The 18,872-nt window shown below is 62.4% G+C and carries 21 protein-coding genes; 11 read left to right on the top strand and 10 right to left on the bottom strand.

Annotated features, from left to right (window positions below; translation table 11 throughout):
• Positions 1–30: 30 nt before the first annotated feature.
• Positions 31–648: a molybdenum cofactor guanylyltransferase MobA gene (gene mobA, locus DL237_RS07320; RefSeq protein WP_119398401.1), complete on the top strand. Its 618-nt coding sequence runs from the start codon at positions 31–33 to the stop codon at positions 646–648.
• An 8-nt stretch (positions 649–656) separates the two neighbouring features.
• Here the strand turns inward: mobA and DL237_RS07315 are convergent, their stop codons facing one another.
• The 4 genes from DL237_RS07315 to DL237_RS07300 all read right to left on the bottom strand — a co-directional run bounded on the left by DL237_RS07315 (position 657) and on the right by DL237_RS07300 (position 5,566).
• Positions 657–1,142 carry a lytic transglycosylase domain-containing protein gene (locus tag DL237_RS07315; protein ID WP_119398400.1) on the bottom strand — a complete coding sequence of 162 codons (486 nt, stop codon included), beginning with the start codon at positions 1,140–1,142 and terminating at the stop codon, positions 657–659.
• A 99-nt stretch (positions 1,143–1,241) separates the two neighbouring features.
• Positions 1,242–2,090, bottom strand: a complete 849-nt coding sequence (locus DL237_RS07310; protein ID WP_119398399.1) for a 4-(cytidine 5'-diphospho)-2-C-methyl-D-erythritol kinase — start codon at positions 2,088–2,090, stop codon at positions 1,242–1,244.
• A 21-nt stretch (positions 2,091–2,111) separates the two neighbouring features.
• Entirely contained in the window at positions 2,112–3,809 is a 1,698-nt protein-coding gene (locus tag DL237_RS07305) for a tetratricopeptide repeat protein (protein ID WP_119398398.1), read from the bottom strand.
• Positions 3,810–3,919: 110 nt separating this feature from the next.
• Positions 3,920–5,566 (bottom strand): electron transfer flavoprotein-ubiquinone oxidoreductase, encoded by a 1,647-nt coding sequence (locus tag DL237_RS07300; RefSeq protein WP_119398397.1) that lies wholly within the window; start codon positions 5,564–5,566, stop codon positions 3,920–3,922.
• A 496-nt stretch (positions 5,567–6,062) separates the two neighbouring features.
• Between DL237_RS07300 and greA the strand changes: the two genes are divergently transcribed.
• Together greA and DL237_RS07290 are read left to right on the top strand one after the other, a co-directional pair.
• Positions 6,063–6,533, top strand: coding sequence for a transcription elongation factor GreA (greA, locus tag DL237_RS07295; protein ID WP_119398396.1), 471 nt, complete (start codon positions 6,063–6,065; stop codon positions 6,531–6,533).
• 79 nt (positions 6,534–6,612) lie between these two features.
• Complete coding sequence (locus tag DL237_RS07290) at positions 6,613–7,641, top strand: hypothetical protein (protein WP_119398395.1); 1,029 nt, start codon at positions 6,613–6,615, stop codon at positions 7,639–7,641.
• 67 nt (positions 7,642–7,708) lie between these two features.
• Here the strand turns inward: DL237_RS07290 and DL237_RS07285 are convergent, their stop codons facing one another.
• Positions 7,709–8,749 (bottom strand): polyprenyl synthetase family protein, encoded by a 1,041-nt coding sequence (locus DL237_RS07285; RefSeq protein WP_119398394.1) that lies wholly within the window; start codon positions 8,747–8,749, stop codon positions 7,709–7,711.
• 14 nt (positions 8,750–8,763) lie between these two features.
• Between DL237_RS07285 and DL237_RS07280 the strand changes: the two genes are divergently transcribed.
• The 3 genes from DL237_RS07280 to DL237_RS07270 all read left to right on the top strand — a co-directional run bounded on the left by DL237_RS07280 (position 8,764) and on the right by DL237_RS07270 (position 10,067).
• Positions 8,764–8,979 carry a putative signal transducing protein gene (locus DL237_RS07280; RefSeq protein WP_119398393.1) on the top strand — a complete coding sequence of 72 codons (216 nt, stop codon included), beginning with the start codon at positions 8,764–8,766 and terminating at the stop codon, positions 8,977–8,979.
• Positions 8,972–9,727 (top strand): tRNA1(Val) (adenine(37)-N6)-methyltransferase, encoded by a 756-nt coding sequence (locus tag DL237_RS07275; protein WP_233544894.1) that lies wholly within the window; start codon positions 8,972–8,974, stop codon positions 9,725–9,727. The genes DL237_RS07280 and DL237_RS07275 overlap by 8 nt, the downstream gene beginning before the upstream one ends.
• 169 nt (positions 9,728–9,896) lie before the next feature.
• On the top strand, positions 9,897–10,067 hold the full coding sequence (locus DL237_RS07270; protein WP_119398391.1) for a YdcH family protein: 171 nt from the start codon (positions 9,897–9,899) through the stop codon (positions 10,065–10,067).
• 80 nt (positions 10,068–10,147) lie between these two features.
• On the opposite strand, the gene yddG is transcribed toward DL237_RS07270, so the two are convergent.
• The 4 genes from yddG to DL237_RS07250 form a co-directional block, all read right to left on the bottom strand.
• Positions 10,148–11,020, bottom strand: coding sequence for an aromatic amino acid exporter YddG (gene yddG, locus DL237_RS07265; RefSeq protein ID WP_119398390.1), 873 nt, complete (start codon positions 11,018–11,020; stop codon positions 10,148–10,150).
• A gap of 92 nt (positions 11,021–11,112) precedes the next feature.
• Entirely contained in the window at positions 11,113–11,835 is a 723-nt protein-coding gene (phbB, locus tag DL237_RS07260; RefSeq protein WP_119398389.1) for an acetoacetyl-CoA reductase, read from the bottom strand.
• 182 nt (positions 11,836–12,017) lie between these two features.
• A complete protein-coding gene (locus tag DL237_RS07255) occupies positions 12,018–13,193 on the bottom strand; it encodes an acetyl-CoA C-acetyltransferase (RefSeq protein WP_119398388.1) in 1,176 nt (391 codons plus the stop codon).
• Positions 13,194–13,344: 151 nt separating this feature from the next.
• Positions 13,345–14,199, bottom strand: a complete 855-nt coding sequence (locus DL237_RS07250) for an EAL domain-containing protein (RefSeq protein WP_119398387.1) — start codon at positions 14,197–14,199, stop codon at positions 13,345–13,347.
• 63 nt (positions 14,200–14,262) lie between these two features.
• On the opposite strand from DL237_RS07250, the gene DL237_RS07245 reads away from it, so the two are divergent.
• A complete protein-coding gene (locus DL237_RS07245; protein ID WP_119398386.1) occupies positions 14,263–14,850 on the top strand; it encodes a DNA-3-methyladenine glycosylase I in 588 nt (195 codons plus the stop codon).
• A 236-nt stretch (positions 14,851–15,086) separates the two neighbouring features.
• On the opposite strand, the gene DL237_RS07240 is transcribed toward DL237_RS07245, so the two are convergent.
• On the bottom strand, positions 15,087–15,653 hold the full coding sequence (locus DL237_RS07240) for a TlpA disulfide reductase family protein (protein ID WP_119398385.1): 567 nt from the start codon (positions 15,651–15,653) through the stop codon (positions 15,087–15,089).
• Between the two features lie 22 nt (positions 15,654–15,675).
• On the opposite strand from DL237_RS07240, the gene argH reads away from it, so the two are divergent.
• The 4 genes from argH to lysA are packed head-to-tail and all read left to right on the top strand — an operon-like array spanning position 15,676 to position 18,869.
• Entirely contained in the window at positions 15,676–17,067 is a 1,392-nt protein-coding gene (gene argH, locus DL237_RS07235) for an argininosuccinate lyase (protein ID WP_119398496.1), read from the top strand.
• On the top strand, positions 17,046–17,234 hold the full coding sequence (locus DL237_RS07230) for a hypothetical protein (RefSeq protein WP_119398384.1): 189 nt from the start codon (positions 17,046–17,048) through the stop codon (positions 17,232–17,234). Before argH ends, DL237_RS07230 begins: the two co-directional genes overlap by 22 nt.
• Positions 17,234–17,548 (top strand): DUF2834 domain-containing protein, encoded by a 315-nt coding sequence (locus DL237_RS07225; protein WP_119398383.1) that lies wholly within the window; start codon positions 17,234–17,236, stop codon positions 17,546–17,548. Before DL237_RS07230 ends, DL237_RS07225 begins: the two co-directional genes overlap by 1 nt.
• Positions 17,549–17,603: 55 nt before the next feature.
• Entirely contained in the window at positions 17,604–18,869 is a 1,266-nt protein-coding gene (gene lysA / locus DL237_RS07220; protein ID WP_119398382.1) for a diaminopimelate decarboxylase, read from the top strand.
• Positions 18,870–18,872 lie beyond the last annotated feature (3 nt).

The raw sequence follows: 18,872 nt of genomic DNA, 5'->3' as shown, positions 1-18,872 counted from the left end.
GCCTGTGCCGAACGGAACGTGAGGCAGCGCATGATCATACCTGGTGTCATCCTTGCAGGCGGCCAATCGCGGCGCATGGGGGGAGGAGACAAGACCCTGCAAAAGCTGCGCGGACGCAGTCTTGTCAGCCATGTGATTGCGCGGATCGAACCTCAGGTGGCCCAGCTGGCGTTAAATGCCAACGGCCCCGCAGATCGTTTTGCAGCCTATGGTTTGCCGATACTGCCGGACCCGGTGGCGGGGTCTGCAGGGCCGCTGGCCGGCGTTTTGGCGGCAATGGACTGGGCAAAAGGTTTGGGTGCTGAACTCGTCGTCACGGTCGCCGGTGATACGCCCTTTCTGCCAGGCGATCTGGTTCCACAGCTACTGCTGACTGCTGAGGGCATGGCGCGGCCGCTTGTGATGGCAAGCAGCCTTGATACCCTAGGCGAACCGCGCCTGCATCCGACCTGCGCATTGTGGAGCGTCGCCTTGCGCGAGACGCTACAGCAGGATCTTGGGGAGGGTATGCGCAAGGTAAGGACATGGGCGGAATTGCAGGGGCAACGTACGGTGGCCTTTCCATCCGCACTGGGGGATCCGTTTTTCAACGTCAACACGCCACAGGACCTGGATGTTGCAGAGGCCATGATCGCCTCTGCGAAGTAGGGGCGAGTTCAGCTTTTCTTGAGCCCGGTTTCGACCAGTTTGCCCTGGCGTTTGGCTTCGTAGTAATAGCCGCTGGCATACCAGTGAACCGCAGTGTCGAAGCTGCCGTCAGCCAGCAGCCAGGCACCGCGCAGATATTTCACGGCGTATTTCAGATTGGTCTCAGGATCTAGCAGATCGTGCGCCTGGCCGCTGAAGCCCATACCCCGTGCAGTGGCGGGAAGGATCTGCATCAGACCGTAGTACGGACCGTTCCGGGCATCGGGGCGGTGTGTGCTTTCGCGGATAACGACCCTCTGGATCAGCTTTACCGGAACCTGATAGGTCGCGGCATATTTCTCGATCAGCTGACGCAGTTCCGGCGTCTCGTTCGGGTGAAGGGGGGTCGGATCGACGAAGTACGCGCGTGTCGCGCTCTCGTCACTGCCATTCAGGGCGCAGCCCGCCAGGGGCAGAAAAATCATAAGGGCGAAACAGCGGGCACATGCGCGCATACCTTGGCTCCGTCATCATTGCTCTGATCCGGCTTAGGGCAATACGGCAAAACCACCAACCGCTTACAATTCGCATAGGCGAGGATCGGCCAATATAAGCTATTTCAGAACGACAGATTGCACCCACCAGGATGGTTTTGCCGCCGAAATAGCCTTTGCAGCCGCCTCTGCCTGCTCGGACGTGTCAAACAGGCCAAAGCAGCTGGCACCGGATCCCGACATCCTGGCAAGTCGACAGGACGCCTGAGCGGTGAGCTGCGACAATGCCCCGGGGATTCCGGGGGCGATGGAAATCGCGGCCTCTTGCAGATCGTTGCGTTGCAGGGCAAGCCAAGCCGCCACCTGTGCAGGTGTTCGCAAGTCATGGGGGACCGGGGGCATAGTGGCGTTATCTCGGCGCTGAAGCGCCTTGAAGACGGGCGGCGTGGCGAGCGGAATTGCCGGATTTACCAACACGGCGGGGAGCGGGGGCAGGGGCGGTACTGCGGTCAGGATCTCTCCGAGACCGCGCATGCGCATGGCGTGGCTGGCGAGGCACACAGGAACATCCGCACCAATTCTTTCGACTCCGTCAAGCAGGGGCGTGTCTGTCAGCTGGGCAATGGCGCGCAGGACAGCCGCGGCATCGGACGACCCACCGCCCAGGCCGGCCTCATTCGGAAGATGTTTTTCCAACACGATGCGCACTGCACGGCCCGTCAGGCGCGCCGCGCGGATGCAGAGATTGCGATCATCCTCGGGCACCCCGGCGCTGCGCGGCCCCGAAACAGAAATCTCGTCGCGCTCTGCCAGCGATACGTGCAAGAGGTCGCCATGGTCTGCAAAGACCACAAGCGAGTCGAGCAGGTGGTATCCGTCCGCGCGCTGGCCGGTGACATGCAGTGTAAGGTTCACTTTCGCCGGGGCAAGCAGGCGAAGCCCGCTGCCGTCGGGCAGGCCGTTGATCATCGTCATCTTGTGTCCAAGCGGTCAGCCGTCGTCGCGCGCCAGTTGATGAATGTCTTTTGTGGCTTTTTCTTCTGCCACGACTGCATCCAGCCCGACTTTCAGTTTGCTCCGGATGCGATCTGCGTCCTTGTCTTCCGGATCGCAAGACAGGGCGCGGGTCCATTGAAACTGCGCTTCGAGCTGGCGGCCCGCCGCCCAATATACGTCACCGAGGTGATCGTTGACGACGGCATCGACGGGCATCAACTCTGCCGCGCGCTCCATATAGGGGACCGCTTCGTCGTTGCGCCCCATCCGGTGCAGGACCCAGCCCAGGCTGTCGATGATATACCCAGAGTCCGGACGAAGTTCGGCGGCGCGCTGAATCATGTTCAGGGCCTGCTCCATCCGTTCGTTCTTTTCGACGAGAGAATAGCCGAAGTAGTTCAGGACGCTGGGCTGATCGGGGTTGAATTTCAAAGCCTTGAGAAAATCGATCTTGGCGTCATACCAATTGCCGAGGCGTTCCTCGCTCATCCCGCGCGCATAGAGCAGGAACCATTGCGCCGGGTCGTCTTCATCGAACAGCGCGAGGGCCTTGTCATACGCCGCGACGGCCTGTTGATGGTTGCCTGCCTGACGCTGAAGGTCGCCCAGCGACGCCTGAACATCGGGAACCAACGGGTAATCGGCGGACAGTTGTTCCAGAACTTCTCGTGCAGCGTCACCGCGCCCGGATTTGCGAAGTGCTTCGGCGCGCCCCAACTCGGCCTGGTAAAAGTTCGGGTTGTCGCGGGGCACCTTGCGGTAGGCGACAGTCGCCAGTTCGGGCCTGTCGAGTTTTTCGAGAAGATCGCCGGTCAGCAGCAGGGAATCGATGTGATCGGGGCGCAGCGTTTCTGCCAGTCGGGCATAGAGCAGGGTGTATTCGTAGCTTGCTTCGCTCTGCAATGCCGCGGCCACCGAATAGAATATCTCTGCCACACCGTCCTGGACCGAGGCAACATGAGTGTAGGGCAGCGTCTGACCGGCCTTGAGCGCGGCCCGGATCAGCTGCAATTCCGGATCGGGATCATTGCCGAACAGGCTGCCCAGCAGGGTCAGGGCGTCGTTATTGCGATCCAGTTGCGACAGGACTTCGATGCGGGCCAGTGCCCCGCGACGAGTCATTTCGAGCGGACCGTCAGATTGCGTTTCATAAATGCTCTCTGCGGCCTGGAAATCTCCGACGTAAGCCAAGGCGAGAGCCTTGTGATACCGGGCAAAACGCTCCAGCCCCTTTTGCGACGCCACCGTGTCGAAGGCGGTCAGAGCCTGGCTCATGTCGCCCTTGCCGAGGTGGATCCAGGCCGAGAGCAGCCCGTCGACCAGAGGTCCAACACCGTGCCCTGCATCGATCCGCTTCAGCAGGGCGTCGTAGTTCCCCTTTTCGACCTCGTCCGCCACAAGGGCCATCTGCGCGATCTGGCTGCTGATGCCCATCTTTTCGAGCTGTTCGGCGGGCGGTGTGGCGGCGTCGGCAGAGCCGGTTGCGATCTGCGCCTGTATCAGGCCTTCCAGAATGCGGGGCTCGTTGGGAGCGGCGACAAGCGCACGTTGATAAAACCGGACCGAGGCGTCGAAATCGTTGGTTGCCCCTGCTTGTCTCGCGGCCAGATAGCTGCCTGCCAATTCGCTGGCCAGCGATGGCAGCGGCAGCATGGTTGCAAGCGCAAGTGCGGAAACCTGAAGTAATTTCATCCCGGGACCTCGATACCTGTTTTGAGGTCGAGCGTAGGGAAGGCCAGAGCATATGGCAATGCACGGCGAAGTGATCAACACCTCGCCGCAAGGAAAAGTTCCGGTGCCGTTTACATATTGGGATAATTCGGACCGTCACCGCCCTGCGGCGTGGTCCAGTTGATGTTTTGACTGGGGTCCTTGATGTCGCAGGTCTTGCAATGGACGCAGTTCTGAAAGTTGATCTGGAACTTCGCCTCGTCGCCTTCACCAATGAATTCATAAACACCGGCGGGGCAATATCGTGCGGACGGCCCCGCATACTTCGCCAGGTTCACCGCGACTGGAACGGTTGGATCCTTGAGCTTGAGGTGACAGGGCTGGCTCTCTTCGTGGTTGGTCATCGAAAAGGACACGTTGGTCAGCCGGTCGAAACTGATCTTGCCATCGGGCTTGGGATAATCGATCGGCTTGTGCTTTTCGGCCAGCTCGGTCGCCTCGGCATCGGTCTTGCCGTGCTTGATGGTGCCGAGCAGCGAAAATCCCAACGTGTTCGTCCACATGTCGAAACCGCCAAGGGCCAGTGACGCGCCCAGACCGAACCTGGACCAGAGCGGCTTGACGTTGCGCACCTTCTTGAGGTCCTTGCCGATGGCCCCGGTGCGGACCTCGGTTTCGTAGTCGGTCAGCTCATCACCGGCGCGCCCGGACTGGATGGCGGCAAAGGCGGCCTCGGCGGCGGCCTTGCCCGACAGCATGGCGTTGTGGTTGCCCTTGATGCGGGGCACGTTGACCATGCCGACGGAACAGCCCAGCAGCGCCGCGCCAGGCACCACCATCTTGGGCATCGACTGATAGCCGCCCTCAGAGATCGCGCGCGCGCCATAGGCCACCCGCTTGCCGCCTTCCAGCAACTCCTTGATCATCGGGTGGTGCTTGAATCGCTGAAATTCCATGTAGGGAAACAGGTAGGGGTTCTTGTAGTTCAGGTGCACCACGAAGCCGATATAGACCTGATTGTTCTCGAGGTGGTAGATGAACGACCCGCCGCCCGCGTTCTTGCCAAGGGGCCAGCCCATCGTGTGGGTGACACTGCCTTCCTTGTGCTTGGCGGGGTCGATCTCCCAGATCTCCTTCATCCCGAGGCCGAATTTCTGCGGTTCATGCCCGGCGGAGAGGTCGTATTTGTTGATCAGTTCCTTCGCCAGCGACCCGCGCACGCCCTCACCGATAAAAACGTATTTGCCGTGCAGTTCCATGCCGGGTTCGTATCCGGGGCCTTCGGTGCCATCGGGGTTCTTGCCGAACTCACCGGCCACGACGCCCTTCACTTCGCCATTTTCGCCGTAGACCAACTCCGAGCATGCCATGCCGGGGAATACCTCGACGCCAAGTGCCTCGGCCTGCTCGGCCATCCAGCGGCAGACGTTGCCCATCGAGACGATGTAGTTGCCGTGGTTGTTCATGAGCGGTGGCATCGGCAGGTTCGGCACGCGGATTTCGCCTGCTTCGCCCAGCAGGTAGAAACTGTCGCTTTTCACCGGGACGTTCAGCGGCGCGCCTTTTTCCTTCCAGTCGGGCATCAGCGCGTCCAGACCGCAGGGATCCAGAACCGCCCCGGACAGGATGTGCGCGCCGACCTCGGAGCCCTTTTCAAGCACGACCACTTCCAGATCAGCGTCGAGCTGCTTGAGCCGGATCGCCGCGGACAGGCCCGCCGGGCCTGCGCCGACGATGACCACATCGTATTCCATGGTTTCGCGTTGCGTCTCGGACATGTCTGGGGTCTCCGGTGGCTTGGCTGCGTAATAAAGTTGCGCCTGACTACCGTTAATGGCGAACCATCGTCAATTGCTACGATACGTCAGAGGCGATTTGTCGTTTGATTTTCGCGCGTTTCCGGCGCGTTTCCAAGGTAGGGCACATCGCGTCAGCACTTTACCTGATACGCCTCGGGTGGGCATCTGTCGCGAGGTATTCCGTCTTAGCTAGTACGCTGCATCCGCAAGTCCCGGCTTTGGCTGCAACCCGCCGCGCAACCCGACTGCGGTCGGGCAGGAATGTATCCCGAAAACGGCAACATACGCGCGAAGGAGCGTCAGGCCCTCGGCGCGACGATAGCCATCCGGCATCGCTCGGATCGGCCATCGGTCGTAATCCGCCGCACTGGGCAAACCGCTTGCATTTGGGGTACGGTTTGGGTCAGGTAGCTGAACCGTTTAGGATACGAGAGGGGCCGCAGTGGCCCCTTTCTGCGTGCCATGGAGGGCCTTGATGGAAAAGATACCGATGACCCGGGCGGGCTTTGTGAAACTCGAAGCCGAGCTGAAACAGCTGAAGTCCGTGGAGCGCCCGGAAATTATCAAGGCGATTGCTGAGGCCCGTGAACACGGTGATCTGTCGGAAAACGCCGAATATCACTCTGCCCGCGAAAAGCAGAGCTTCATCGAGGGGCGGATCAAGGAGCTGGAGGGCGTCTTGTCCCTGGCCGACGTGATTGATCCCAAGACCCTGTCAGGCACGATCAAGTTCGGGGCGACCGTGACCCTCGTGGATGAAGACACGGATGAGGAAAAGACCTGGCGGATTGTTGGCGAATACGAGGCGAATATCGACAAGGGGCTGCTTAACATCCGCTCGCCCATTGCCCGTGCGCTAATCGGCAAGGACGAAGGCGACTCGGTCGAAGTTCGTACGCCGGGCGGTGATCGCTCATACGAGGTTCTCAAGATAACCTTCGAATAACGGAGCAAGGCCGTGTTTGTGCTGGATACGGTCCAGGCAACTCTGCCGTGACCGGTGCCACGCCAACCAGGGGCCGCAGATGACGGACAACCAGGAACAGGAGAGCAGGCCAGCGCAGCGTGCTCACCATGACGCAGCTGATCGGCAGGTCTTCAGCCCGGTCGAAACCATTGCCCTGATCGTCAGCCTGCTGTGGATGGTCGGTGCCGGCGTTTATTTCGTGGCGTTCCGTCAACCTTCGGACGCCGCTGAGACTGGGCTGTACACTCTGCAGATCGCCATGATGGTGATGGCCGTGGTCGTTCCGGTTGCACTGGTCTGGGTCGCGGCCATGGCCGCACGCTCAGCGCGCGTGATGCGCGACGAGAGCCGCCGCCTGCGCGCCGCGATCGACGCCATACGACACGCCTATGTCACGCAGAGCCAGCGTGGCGGCGCCGCCACTGAAAGCAACATCGCCCGCAAGCTGGACGAGATCGCATCCGCGCAGCGCAAGACGGAGACCGCGTTGCTGACGATCAGTTCGATCCGTGAACACAGCGTCGTACGTGCCGAGGCGCCTGTCCCACCGGCGCGGTCGGTGGATGAAGGGCAGGCGCCCTTGCCGCTCGGCCCGTCCGACGCCGACACACCCGAGCCGCTGGCGCGTGAGGATTTCATCCGCGCCATGAACTTTCCCGAAACAGCGGAGGATCAGGAAGGGTTTGCGGCGCTTCGCAAGGCCCTCAGGGATCGCCAGTCAGCGCTGCTGATCCAGGCCTCACAGGATATCCTTACCCTTCTCAGCCAGGACGGGATCTACATGGATGACCTTCGGGTCGACGCGGCCAGCGCCGAGACCTGGCGCCGCTTTGCCGCCGGGGACCGGGGGCCGGAGGTCGCGAGCCTGGGTGGCATCCGCGACCGGTCATGCCTGGCACTTGCCGCGGGACGCATGAAGCAGGACCCGATCTTTCGCGATGTCGCGCATCACTTCCTGCGGCGTTTCGACAAGATGTTCATCGAATTCGAGAAATCGGCGTCGGACGCCGAAATTCAAGGGCTCTCGGAAACCCGCACCGCGCGGGCTTTCATGCTGCTGGGGCGCGTCGCCGCAATCTTTGATTGACGAACCGCCAGTGCAAGCGGGGCACGGTCCGGCACCACGCGCCCCGTTCAGCCTGTCCGTGGCGGCGTCAGTTGAGGCGCGAAACCACGTAAGCCGCAAGGTCGGACAGGATGTCGCGCAGGTCGCTCTCGGGCAGGATGGTCAGGGCATCACGTGCTTTTTGCGACCATTCGAGCGCTGTCTGGCGCGTGGTTTCAAGTGTGCCATGACGGGCCATCAGGGCCAGAGCGTGCTCCAGGTCGCCTTCGGCCTGCTTGCCACGGCCAATGGTGCGTTCCCAAAAGCTGCGCTCTGTCTCATCCGCGGCAGAGATGGCGCGGATCACGGGCAGGGTCAGTTTGCGCTCTCGAAAATCATCCCCGACGTTCTTGCCGGTCTGATCGCTGTTTCCGCCGTAGTCCAGCAGATCATCGGCCATCTGGAACGCGATACCGAGCGCGTCGCCGTAGGTGTACAGCGCTTGGACATGGTCGTCCGGCGCCTCTGCCAGAACCGCGCCCGATTGGGTTGCTGCCGAAAACAATGCGGCCGTCTTGCCTCGAACCACCTGAAGGTAGGTCTCTTCCGAGGTCGTGATGTCCTGCGCGACAGTCAATTGCAGCACTTCGCCCTCAGCAATGGTCGACGCAGCACCTGCGAGAATGTCCAGCACCCGCAGGTTGCCAGGTTCGACCATCAGCTGGAAGGCGCGCGCGAACAGGTAATCGCCGACCAGCACCGAACTCTGATTGTCCCAGAGCAGGTTGGCGGTGGGGCGTCCGCGCCGTTGTTCGCTTTCATCGACGACGTCGTCATGCAGCAAGGTAGCGGTGTGAATGAACTCCACCGTTGCCGCCAGGTGAACGTGATACCCGCCCCGGTATCCGCAGAGCCGGGCAGCGGCCAGCGTCAGCATCGGTCGCAGGCGCTTGCCGCCCGCCCCGACGAGGTGTGCGGTGACTTCGGGGATGCGCGGCGCGTGACGCGACGACATCTTTTCGTTTATCAGTGCGTTGACTGCTTCCAGCTCCTCGCTGAGGGCTGCGGCCAGCGCATCATGAGGTCTGCTTGCGAATTGGTCCAAACCGACTCTCCCGTCATTGGTCTCGACAAAGCGGGTGCCCTGCATTTATCTGCTGAGCAATGAAACAGCTCCTGCGCACAAATGACCCGACCCGCCTCGCCTTCGCCCAGGCTATGCTTCAGGGCGAGGATATAGACTGCTTTGAAATGGACGTAAATATGAGCGTGCTCGAAGGCTCGATCGGTATCCTGCCGCGGCGGCTGATGGTGCGCGAGGCGGATTATGAGGCCGCTGTCATCGTGATGCAGGACAATGACATCCCGCTGGATGGATGAGGACCTGAGTCGAGATCGCTTTCTGGGCGGTCGGCTGACCCTTTTGCAGCCCAGGCGCGGTTATCGCGCCGGGGTGGATCCGGTTTTCCTTGCGGCCTCTGTTCAGGCGCAAGCAGGGCAGAGCCTGCTGGACCTGGGCTGTGGTGGCGGGGTTGCCGCCTTGTGTGCTGGTGCGCGCATTCCGGGGATGTCGCTGGCCGGGCTGGAACGACAGGCCCCCTACGCCGAGCTGGCGCGCCGCAATGCAGCCGACAATGATTTGCAGATGCGCGTCTTCGAGGGAGATCTTGCGACGATGCCGCCTGATTTGCGGCAGCTCCGTTTCGATCACGTTATCGCCAACCCGCCGTTTTTCCGGCGCGATGCCTCGGTGCCGGCGCAGGCACAGGATCGCGAAGGCGCGTTGGGAGAGGATACGCCGCTGGACGTCTGGGTAGCGGCGGCGGCCCGGCGGTGTCTGCCGGGCGGCTACGTGACCTTCGTTCATCGGAGCGAGCGCCTGCCGGAGCTGCTGGCCGCGTTTTCGCAATGCCTCGGCTCGATCGAGCTGAAGCCGCTGTTGCCCAGAGCCGGCCGTGCCGCCCATCTGGTCCTGCTGCGCGGCCGCAAGGGCGGCAGAGCTGCATTTCGCCTGCATGCGGGGATGGTCCTGCACCAGGGGGAAAGCCACGGCGCCGACGGCGCGGATTACACGCCTGAGGTGAGTCGCATTCTGCGTGACGCAGATCCGCTCATCTTTGCACGGTGAACCGGCGAGTCCCTGCGCGTCATTAACCCAAGGGTGGCGATTTGAGCGGAATTTTACTTTTGATTAAGAGATTGGGCGCAGCTTTGCCGGTGCACCGAACGTGCAACGTGACAGGATTATGAAAGTGTGGTGGACTGGAACCACTGCATCATCAGAGAGGAGACGATCCATGAGCTTGAGTTCACATCTTGAGGAACTGAAGAAGAAACACGCATCTCTCTCGGCGGCCGTCGATCAGGCACACAGATCGCCCGGCACGTCGGATCTGGAAATTACCGCTTTGAAAAAGCGCAAACTGGCCCTGAAAGAGCAGATCAGCCGCCTGGCACCGGCGCACTGACATCACGCGCTGGCAGGGTTATGCCCGCCAGGCTCTTGCTGCCCTGCCGGAAACGGCTGGGCGCATCCCAGACGATGACATCACGGCTTTGGCGACGCAAAACTGGCGCGCGCGGCGATAAGGGCGCCGCCGGTGATCAATAGCGCCGCCAAGGCTATCTTCCAGCTCGGGTCGGCAATGCCAACCAGGACCAGGGCCAAAGTGGACAGCAGCGGGGCGGCATAGGATGCTACACCCAAGAGTTGAATGTCGCCCCGCTTGACGCCGATATCCCAGGAATAGAACGCAAGGCCGACGGGCCCCAGCCCGAGGGCAAGAACCGATCCCCAGCCTGTGACGCCCACCGGCCAGACACTGTCTTCAAGCCAAAGGTGAAGCCCTGCGGAGAGGACGGATGTGGCCAGACAGAACAGCGTGACGGCCGCAGTCGGGACCGTCGCAAATCGCCGTGACAACACCGAATATCCGGACCAGGTGAGGGCACAGGCCATCGCCAGAAGGTAGCCGTTCAGATATTTCGGATCATACCCCGATTGCCCGCCGACAATGATGATCGCCGCGCCGGCGAAACCCAGCAGAGCCCCAAGCAAATGCGCAGGTCGTAATCTTTCGCCGGGCAGCAGCCCTGAAAACAGCACGATGAGCAGGGGCCAGAGATAGGCGATCAGCCCTGCCTCGGCTGCCGGTGCGTTGCGCAGGGCCGCGAAATACAAGGCGTGATATCCGCAGAGGCCTGTAATCCCAAGGACATAAGCCAGAGTCGGGACCCCGCGCAGAGCGCGCAGCTGGCCTGTTTTCACGGTCCAGAGCAGGCCAATGATGCCGCCGACGGCGAAGCACATCGCGTTCAGTTGCAGCGGTGGCACAGGGGCCGTTCCGACCGTGAACAGGGCAAGGAGAGCCCAGAGAAGGATGGCTGTGAAGCCGATGGTCGTGGCGCGCGATTGTGTCATGCGCCCAGCTGCGCCAGGCGGGCGGGCAAGGTCAACGCGGAAAGGGCCGGCGCATCTGGCACCGGCCCCTTTTGTGGCAGATCCGTCAGAGTTCAGACGAAGAACTGGCCGCCGTTCGCGGTAATTGTCGAACCGGTGACAAAGCCCGAATCGTCGGATGCCAGGAACACGACGCAGCGCGCGATCTCTTCCGGTTCGCCCAGGCGGCCAACCGGTATCTGGCCGACGATAGCCTCACGCACCTTTTCTGGAACGGCCATGACCATGTCGGTCGCGATGTAGCCGGGGCAGATCGCGTTGGCGGTGATGTTGAACCGTGCGCCTTCCTGGGCGAGGGATTTCACGATGCCCAGATCACCTGCCTTGGTGGCGGCATAATTGACCTGACCGAACTGGCCCTTTTGACCGTTGATCGACGAAATGACGATGAAACGGCCGAACTTGCGTTCGCGCATCCCCGGCCAGACGGGATGGATCGTGTTGAACACGCCTGTCAGGTTGGTGTTGACGACATCGCCCCATTGCTGTGGCGTCATCTTGTGAAAAGGCGCGTCGCGGGTGATCCCGGCATTGGCGACCACAACGTCGATCGGCCCGATATCGGCCTCGACGGATGCTAATCCTGCTTTCGACGCGTCATAATCCGCGACGTCCCACTTGTAGGTGGCGATCCCTGTTTCCGTGGTAAAGGCCGCTGCGGCCTCGTCGTTGCCGGCGTATGTGGCAGCGACAGTGTACCCGGCGGCTTTCAGCGCCTTGGAGATCGCGGCGCCAATCCCGCGCGAGCCCCCGGTCACGAGTGCTGTTCGTCCCATCTTTTCTCCTCCCCCTTTGGATATTCACTCGGCAATACTGTTGAATATTTTTGCCGCATGTCGCAATAATATTTCCGAAATATTGGCCGAAGATCACTCCGTCATTTCCTGATTAGAACGTGTAAATGCTTGGCTGTGCAACAAAAAAAGGCGCCCGTGGGCGCCTTCTTTCCGTCCTGATGTCACGGACGCTCAAGGCACATGGCGACGCCCATGCCACCGCCGATGCACAGGGTTGCAAGACCCTTTTTCGCACCACGCCGCTGCATTTCGAACAGAAGCGTGTTCAGGATCCGTGCGCCCGATGCGCCGATGGGGTGGCCGATGGCAATGGCACCGCCATTCACGTTCACGATGGCCGGATCCCAGCCCATGTCCTTGTTCACGGCGCAGGCCTGCGCGGCAAAGGCTTCGTTCGCTTCGACCAGATCGAGGTCTTCGGGCTTCCAGCCGGCCTTTTCCAGCGCCTTGCGAGAGGCATGAACCGGGCCGATGCCCATGATCGACGGATCGACACCGGCGGTCGCGTAGGAGACGATTCGCGCCAGTGGTTCAATGCCGCGCTTTTCGGCTTCCTGTGCGGTCATCATCAGCGCGCCTGCTGCACCATCGTTGATACCCGAGGCATTCGCGGCGGTCACGGAGCCATCCTTGGTGAAAGCGGGGCGCAGTTTCTGCATGGCGTCGATGGTGGCACCGTGGCGGATGTATTCGTCTTCGGAAACGACAATGTCGCCTTTTCGTGTCTTGACGGTAAACGGAACGATCTCATCCGCGAACTTGCCAGCCTTCTGCGCGGCTTCGGCCTTGTTCTGCGACGCGACGGCGAAGGCATCCTGTGCTTCGCGCGAAATCTGCCACTGCTCTGCCACGTTTTCGGCGGTCTGACCCATGTGGTAGCCGTTGAAGGCATCCCACAGACCATCACGGATCATCGAATCGATGTATTTCACATCACCCATTTTGTGCCCGGCGCGCAGATGCGCGACATGGGGGCTGAGAGACATGCTTTCCTGGCCGCCGGCCGCAACGATCGCTGCGTCGCCCAACTGGATGTGCTGAGCGGCAAGGGCGACGGCGCGCAGGCCGGAGCCGCAGACCTGGTTAAGGCTCCACGCGGCTGAGGCAATCGGAAAACCTGCGTTGATATGCGCCTGACGCGCCGGGTTCTGGCCCTGTCCCGCCGTCAGAACCTGCCCGAGGATGGTTTCCGAGACATCGGACTTTTCGATCCCGGCCCGTGCGACGAGTTCCGCCAGAACGGTGGCGCCGAGGTCATGGGCGGGGGTGCCCGCGAAGGCGCCAAGGAAAGAGCCGACGGGCGTACGGGCCGCGGATGCGATTACGACATTGGTCATGGTTTCCTCCACCAGTGCAGACGCGTGACAATCGCGCCCATTGCCCAATGGCATATAGGAATTGATGAGGTGCCTCAATAACGCCGCGCGGACCTGCGGCTGAATGCAGCGTTTTTGACTGCGATCAACCGCGAGGGATCAGGCGGGAGGATCAGCCGGGAGGGGGCGGTGGCCCGGTGGTGCTGTCGATCCAAGGCGGATAGAGCGTTGGACGGGCAAGGAAATATCCCTGAAGATAGTCGATGCCGCATTCCGAAAGCCAGTCGGCGTCGCGTTGGGTTTCGACGCGTTCGGCAATTGTCAGCATATCGAAGTGGTCCGCGATCATTACCAGCGCGCGCGTCAGCACCTGGTGGTCGGGGGTCGCGCTGATGTCGCGGATGAAGGCGCCGTCGATCTTGACGATATCGAATGAAAAATCGCGCAGGTAGCGGAACGAGGTGTAGCCGGAGCCGAAATCGTCGAGTGCGAAGCAGATGCCGTGCCGCTGAAGATCCTGCATGAAGCTGATCACCAGTTCGGGCGAGAGCATGGCCGAGCGCTCGGTGATTTCGATGATCAGGCGTTCCCCGATTGTGGGGTCCCTTTCAAGCCAGCGATGCAACGTACGGTTCCAGTCGGCATAGCCTATGGACCGCGTCGACATGTTGATTGCCAGGCGGATATCCTGTTGCTCGTTCAGGGTCTTAAGCCCGATATCGAGCGCCTTGCAGTCGATGACGCGGCCCAGTTCAGAGGTTTCGACCGCGCCGATGAAATCCTTGGCGGGGATCACGTGCCCGGCGGGATCAAACAGGCGAATAAGGCCTTCGTGATAGGCGGTGCGGGCATTGCGGCCGACACCGACGATGGGTTGGTAGGCAAGGGCGACGGCACCACTGTCGAGTGCGGTGGCGACGAGGGTTCGCACGTCGGGTGCACGCAGCGCAATGCGGGTGACCTCGCCGTCGTACTTGCTGTTCCGACTGACGGGCCCGTTTGCCCATTCGCCCTTGCCACCAGCCATCTGATCATGCCTCTTTGTGCCGCCATGTTTTATGGCGATGCGCGGTTAAGAAGGGGCTAATGCATGGAAAGCTTTGACACATCCCGCTGTGGCTGGGTCGGGACCGAGCCGATCTATCTGGCGTACCACGACACGGAATGGGGGGTGCCCGAACGTGACAGTCGGGCGCTGTGGGAAAAGCTGGTGCTGGACGGGTTCCAGGCGGGTCTGAGCTGGATCACCATATTGAAAAAGCGCGACAATTTTCGCGCGGCCTTTGCCGGGTTCGACCCCGAAGTGATCGCGACCTGGGGCGAGGCCGATGTGCAGCGCCTGCTTGGGGATGCGGGCATCATTCGTCACCGTGGCAAGATCGAGGCGACCATCGGCAACGCCCGGGCCTGGCTGGAAATTGAGGGAAAACAGGGGTTTGATCGGTTCCTGTGGGACTACGTCGATGGCGAGGCCCTGCAACCCCGCTATGGTGCGCAGAGCGAGGTGCCGCCCGCGACGCCGCTGTCCGAAAGGATCTCGAAAGACCTGAAAAAGGCCGGGTTCCGCTTTGTCGGGCCGACGATCGTCTATGCCTTCATGGAGGCCTGCGGGCTGGTCAACGACCACCTTGTCGGATGCGATTGCCACGACCGCTGCGCGGCGTTGAAGGCGGGCTGAGCCACAATTTTGCCCCCGGCATCGGTATCTGCGGGCCTGGGTCCGCTAAGGCATTGAAAACGCATAATTCGAACGTCGGTATCTGAACGGTATCCGAGCGGTATCTGAACGGTGAAAAAAAACGCCCCTTGGCGCGAAGGAGGACGGCGCGCGAAAGGGGGCAGAGGGGCGGGAGTGGGCCCCCCGGGTGCTGCGCGCCGGAGCGATGGGCGGTCGCGGGGTTACTGTCGCGGGGGTTACTGGCGCAGGGCAGCGATGACGGCGCGCGCCTCGGGCGAGTTCCAGTCGGCGCCGCCGATCAGGCGGGCGACCTCGGCCCCTTGCGGGTTGACCAGAACCGTGACGGGCAGGCCGAAGACCCCGGCATCCCGGGCCTGTTCGGTATTGGGGTCGCGCAGGCGCGGCAGGTTGGCGGCACCGTTTTCCGCAAGGAAACTGTCAACCGCCTCGGGCTTGTTGGGGCCGGAGGCCAGCGTCACGACGGCGAAATCATCGCCGCCGAGGTCGCGCTGCAAGGCGGAAAGCGTCGGCATTTCCTCTCGGCAGGGGGCGCACCAGACGGCCCAGAAATTCAGCACGACCCATTTGCCGCTGTAATCGGCAAGCGAGACCGGCCCATCCGGGGACAGCCATTCGACGGTCGTCTTGAGTTGGCGCGGACTGTCGAGAACCGAGAGCTTGCGCATTTCGCCCGTCCGCAGGCCGTCAAGGGCATCGGGCGCAGCCAGACCGGGCAGGGGGTGGGTGGCGATTGCACCCAAGGCAATGGCCGTATAAACGAACGCGGAACGCAATTTCTTCATGTTTCCTCCGACGGGTGGCCCGATGACCGACAAGACTGCGAACCAGATGTGGGGCGGCCGTTTCGCCTCTGGCCCCGATGCGATCATGGAGGCGATCAACGCCTCGATCAGCTTTGACCAGCGGCTGGCGGCACAGGATATTGCAGGCTCACGCGCCCATGCGGCCATGTTGGCCGCGCAGGGCATCATCACAAATAAGGATTCGGACACGATCAGGGAAGGGCTTCTCACGGTCTTGTCAGAGATCGAGGGCGGATCGTTCCAGTTTTCGACCGCGCTGGAAGACATTCACATGAATGTCGAGGCGCGCCTGAAAGAGGTGATCGGGGAACCTGCCGGGCGTCTGCACACCGGGCGGTCGCGCAATGACCAGGTGGCGACGGATTTCCGTCTGTGGGTGCGCGACCAGGCGGATGCGGCGATTGCCGGGCTGGAGGCGCTGATGCGCGCGCTGCTGGGGCAGGCCGAGGCCGGTGCGGATTGGGTGATGCCGGGCTTTACCCACTTGCAGACCGCGCAGCCGGTCACATGGGGCCATCACATGATGGCCTATGTCGAGATGTTCGCCCGCGACAAGAGCCGGTTCGAGGATGCCCGCCGCCGCATGAACGAAAGCCCGCTGGGGGCGGCGGCGCTGGCGGGCACGTCCTTTCCGATTGATCGCCATGCGACGGCTGCGGCGCTGGGCTTTGACCGCCCGATGGCCAATTCGCTGGACGCCGTGAGCGACCGCGATTTCGCGCTGGAGTTTCTGGGCGCGTCGAGCATCTGTGCCATGCACCTGAGCCGGATGGCCGAGGAGCTGGTGATCTGGTCGTCCGCGCAGTTCCGCTTTGTCGTGCTGTCGGACCGGTTTTCGACCGGCTCCTCCATCATGCCGCAAAAGAAGAACCCCGATGCGGCCGAGTTGATCCGGGCCAAGATCGGGCGGATCTTCGGCGCCAACGTGGCGCTGATGATGGTGATGAAGGGGCTGCCCTTGGCCTATTCCAAGGACATGCAGGAAGACAAGGAACAGGTCTTTGACGCCGCCGACAACCTGATGCTGGCGCTTGCGGCGATGACGGGAATGGTGGGCGACATGCAGGCCAATGTACCGGCACTGGAGGCTGCTGCGGGCGCCGGGTTCAGTACCGCAACGGATCTGGCCGACTGGCTGGTGCGGGTGCTGGGGATGCCGTTCCGTGACGCGCACCATGTGACCGGCGCGCTGGTCGCGCTGGCCGAGGGCAAGGGATGCGACCTGCCGGAGTTGAGCCTGGCCGACATGCAGGGCGTCGAGCCGCGCATCACCGACGAGGTGTTTGGTGTGCTGGGCGTGCACAATTCTGTCGCCTCGCGGATGTCCTATGGCGGAACGGCACCGGAGCGGGTGCGGGAACAGGTGACGGCATGGACAGAAAAACTGGGTTGATCGCAGCGCTTGCGCTGATGCTGCTGACGGGATGCGGGGTGGACGGATCGCCCCAGCCGCCGCAGCCGAACACGCTGCCGACGCCGGGGGCGGGTCTGGACATAAGCCCTGAACTGGGCAGCGGTATCGGGGTGGCCAGCGCCGAGCTGTACGGGACATCCATCTGATGTCGGGGCTGCGGATCGCCTACCTGGGGCTGGCGATCTGGGGCGCCGTGCATCCGATGCTGTGGTTCGTCGCATGGTTCCGGCAGGAGGGTCTGTCGCTGTCGGGGCTGCTGGCGGCCTGGCACGTCAACGCCGCGACCAGCGGGCTGGTCTGGGATCTGACGGTTGCCGCTGTCGCGCTGACGCTGTGGATCTGCGCCGAAGTCTGGGTGCGGCGGAACTGGAGCGCGCTCTGGGCCATTCCGGCGACCTTTCTGATCGGGGTTGGCTGCGGGCTGCCGCTTTATCTTTTCCTTCGCACACGCGCGGTGTAAGCGGGGCGCGGGCCCTGGGCCCCGCTGTTCTGAATGCTCTGCCGGAGGTGACGCCTTGGACCATTTTCTGTATCGCAATGGCGCGCTTCATGCCGAAGACGTGCCGCTGGCCGAGATTGCCGCCGCTGTCGGCACGCCGTTCTATTGTTATTCCAGCGCAACCCTGGTTCGCCATTTCAAGGCGTTCGACGAGGCATTGGCGGGCATGGATCACCTGATCTGCTACGCGATGAAGGCGGCCAGCAACCAGGCGATCCTGACGCTGATGGCGGGGCTGGGGGCCGGGATGGACGTGGTGTCGGGGGGCGAATATGCCCGCGCCAAGGCCGCCGGCGTGCCCGGTGACCGCATCGTGTTCAGCGGTGTCGGCAAGACCCGCGACGAGATGCGGATGGCGCTGTCGGGCGGTGTGCGCCAGTTCAACCTTGAGAGCGAGCCGGAGATGGAGGTTCTGAACGCCGTCGCGCTGGAGATGGGCGTCGTGGCCCCGGTGACCGTGCGGGTGAACCCCGATGTCGATGCCAGGACACATGCCAAGATCGCCACCGGCAAGAGCGAGAACAAGTTCGGCATTCCGATCACCCGTGCCCGCGAGGTTTACGCGCGCATCGCCCGGATGCCCGGCCTGAAGGCCATTGGCATCGACGTGCACATCGGCAGCCAGCTGACGGATCTGGAGCCCTATCGGCAAGCTTTCGCCAAGGTTGCCGAGCTGACGGAGGTGCTGCGCGCCGACGGTCACGAGATCATTCGCCTCGACCTCGGCGGGGGCCTCGGCATCCCTTATGAGCGCGGCAACACCGCGCCGCCCCTGCCGCACGAATACGGCGCCATGGTGCAGGAGATGCTGGGCCACACCGGATGCGAGATCGAGATCGAGCCGGGTCGCCTCATCGCCGGCAACGCCGGGGTGATGGTCAGCGAGGTGATCTACGTCAAACAGGGCGAGGGGCGCGATTTCCTGATCATTGACGGGGCGATGAACGATCTGATCCGCCCCGCGATGTACGATGCGCACCACGATATCGTGCCGGTGATCGAACCCGCGCCGGGCGTCGAGCAGCAGCCCTATGACATTGTCGGGCCGGTCTGCGAAAGCGGCGATACCTTTGCCAAGCAGCGCATGATGGCGCCGCTGGCGGCGGGGGATCTGGTGGCCTTCCGTTCGGCCGGGGCGTATGGCGCCGTGATGTCGAGCGAGTACAACACGCGTCCGCTGATCCCCGAAGTTCTGGTGCAGGGCGATCAATTTGCCGTCATCCGAAAAAGACCCTCCTTTGAGGAGATCATTAACCGAGATACGGTACCTGAATGGGTGTAGCGC

The sequence above is a fragment of the Pseudooceanicola sediminis genome (assembly GCF_003575965.1).
Classification (GTDB): Bacteria; Pseudomonadota; Alphaproteobacteria; order Rhodobacterales; family Rhodobacteraceae; genus Pseudooceanicola; species Pseudooceanicola sediminis.
This window is presented reverse-complemented; position numbering and strand designations above follow the sequence as displayed.

Bases quoted from the DNA above. Each gene is read 5' to 3' on its own strand.
- mobA (WP_119398401.1), top strand. From the start codon at position 31: ATGATCATACCTGGTGTCATCCTTGCAGGCGGCCAATCGCGGCGCATG.
- DL237_RS07315 (WP_119398400.1), bottom strand. From the start codon at position 1,142: ATGCGCGCATGTGCCCGCTGTTTCGCCCTTATGATTTTTCTGCCCCTG.
- DL237_RS07310 (WP_119398399.1), bottom strand. From the start codon at position 2,090: ATGATCAACGGCCTGCCCGACGGCAGCGGGCTTCGCCTGCTTGCCCCG.
- DL237_RS07305 (WP_119398398.1), bottom strand. From the start codon at position 3,809: ATGAAATTACTTCAGGTTTCCGCACTTGCGCTTGCAACCATGCTGCCG.
- DL237_RS07300 (WP_119398397.1), bottom strand. From the start codon at position 5,566: ATGTCCGAGACGCAACGCGAAACCATGGAATACGATGTGGTCATCGTC.
- greA (WP_119398396.1), top strand. From the start codon at position 6,063: ATGGAAAAGATACCGATGACCCGGGCGGGCTTTGTGAAACTCGAAGCC.
- DL237_RS07290 (WP_119398395.1), top strand. From the start codon at position 6,613: ATGACGGACAACCAGGAACAGGAGAGCAGGCCAGCGCAGCGTGCTCAC.
- DL237_RS07285 (WP_119398394.1), bottom strand. From the start codon at position 8,749: ATGCAGGGCACCCGCTTTGTCGAGACCAATGACGGGAGAGTCGGTTTG.
- DL237_RS07280 (WP_119398393.1), top strand. From the start codon at position 8,764: ATGAAACAGCTCCTGCGCACAAATGACCCGACCCGCCTCGCCTTCGCC.
- DL237_RS07275 (WP_233544894.1), top strand. From the start codon at position 8,972: ATGGATGAGGACCTGAGTCGAGATCGCTTTCTGGGCGGTCGGCTGACC.
- DL237_RS07270 (WP_119398391.1), top strand. From the start codon at position 9,897: ATGAGCTTGAGTTCACATCTTGAGGAACTGAAGAAGAAACACGCATCT.
- yddG (WP_119398390.1), bottom strand. From the start codon at position 11,020: ATGACACAATCGCGCGCCACGACCATCGGCTTCACAGCCATCCTTCTC.
- phbB (WP_119398389.1), bottom strand. From the start codon at position 11,835: ATGGGACGAACAGCACTCGTGACCGGGGGCTCGCGCGGGATTGGCGCC.
- DL237_RS07255 (WP_119398388.1), bottom strand. From the start codon at position 13,193: ATGACCAATGTCGTAATCGCATCCGCGGCCCGTACGCCCGTCGGCTCT.
- DL237_RS07250 (WP_119398387.1), bottom strand. From the start codon at position 14,199: ATGGCTGGTGGCAAGGGCGAATGGGCAAACGGGCCCGTCAGTCGGAAC.
- DL237_RS07245 (WP_119398386.1), top strand. From the start codon at position 14,263: ATGGAAAGCTTTGACACATCCCGCTGTGGCTGGGTCGGGACCGAGCCG.
- DL237_RS07240 (WP_119398385.1), bottom strand. From the start codon at position 15,653: ATGAAGAAATTGCGTTCCGCGTTCGTTTATACGGCCATTGCCTTGGGT.
- argH (WP_119398496.1), top strand. From the start codon at position 15,676: ATGACCGACAAGACTGCGAACCAGATGTGGGGCGGCCGTTTCGCCTCT.
- DL237_RS07230 (WP_119398384.1), top strand. From the start codon at position 17,046: ATGGACAGAAAAACTGGGTTGATCGCAGCGCTTGCGCTGATGCTGCTG.
- DL237_RS07225 (WP_119398383.1), top strand. From the start codon at position 17,234: ATGTCGGGGCTGCGGATCGCCTACCTGGGGCTGGCGATCTGGGGCGCC.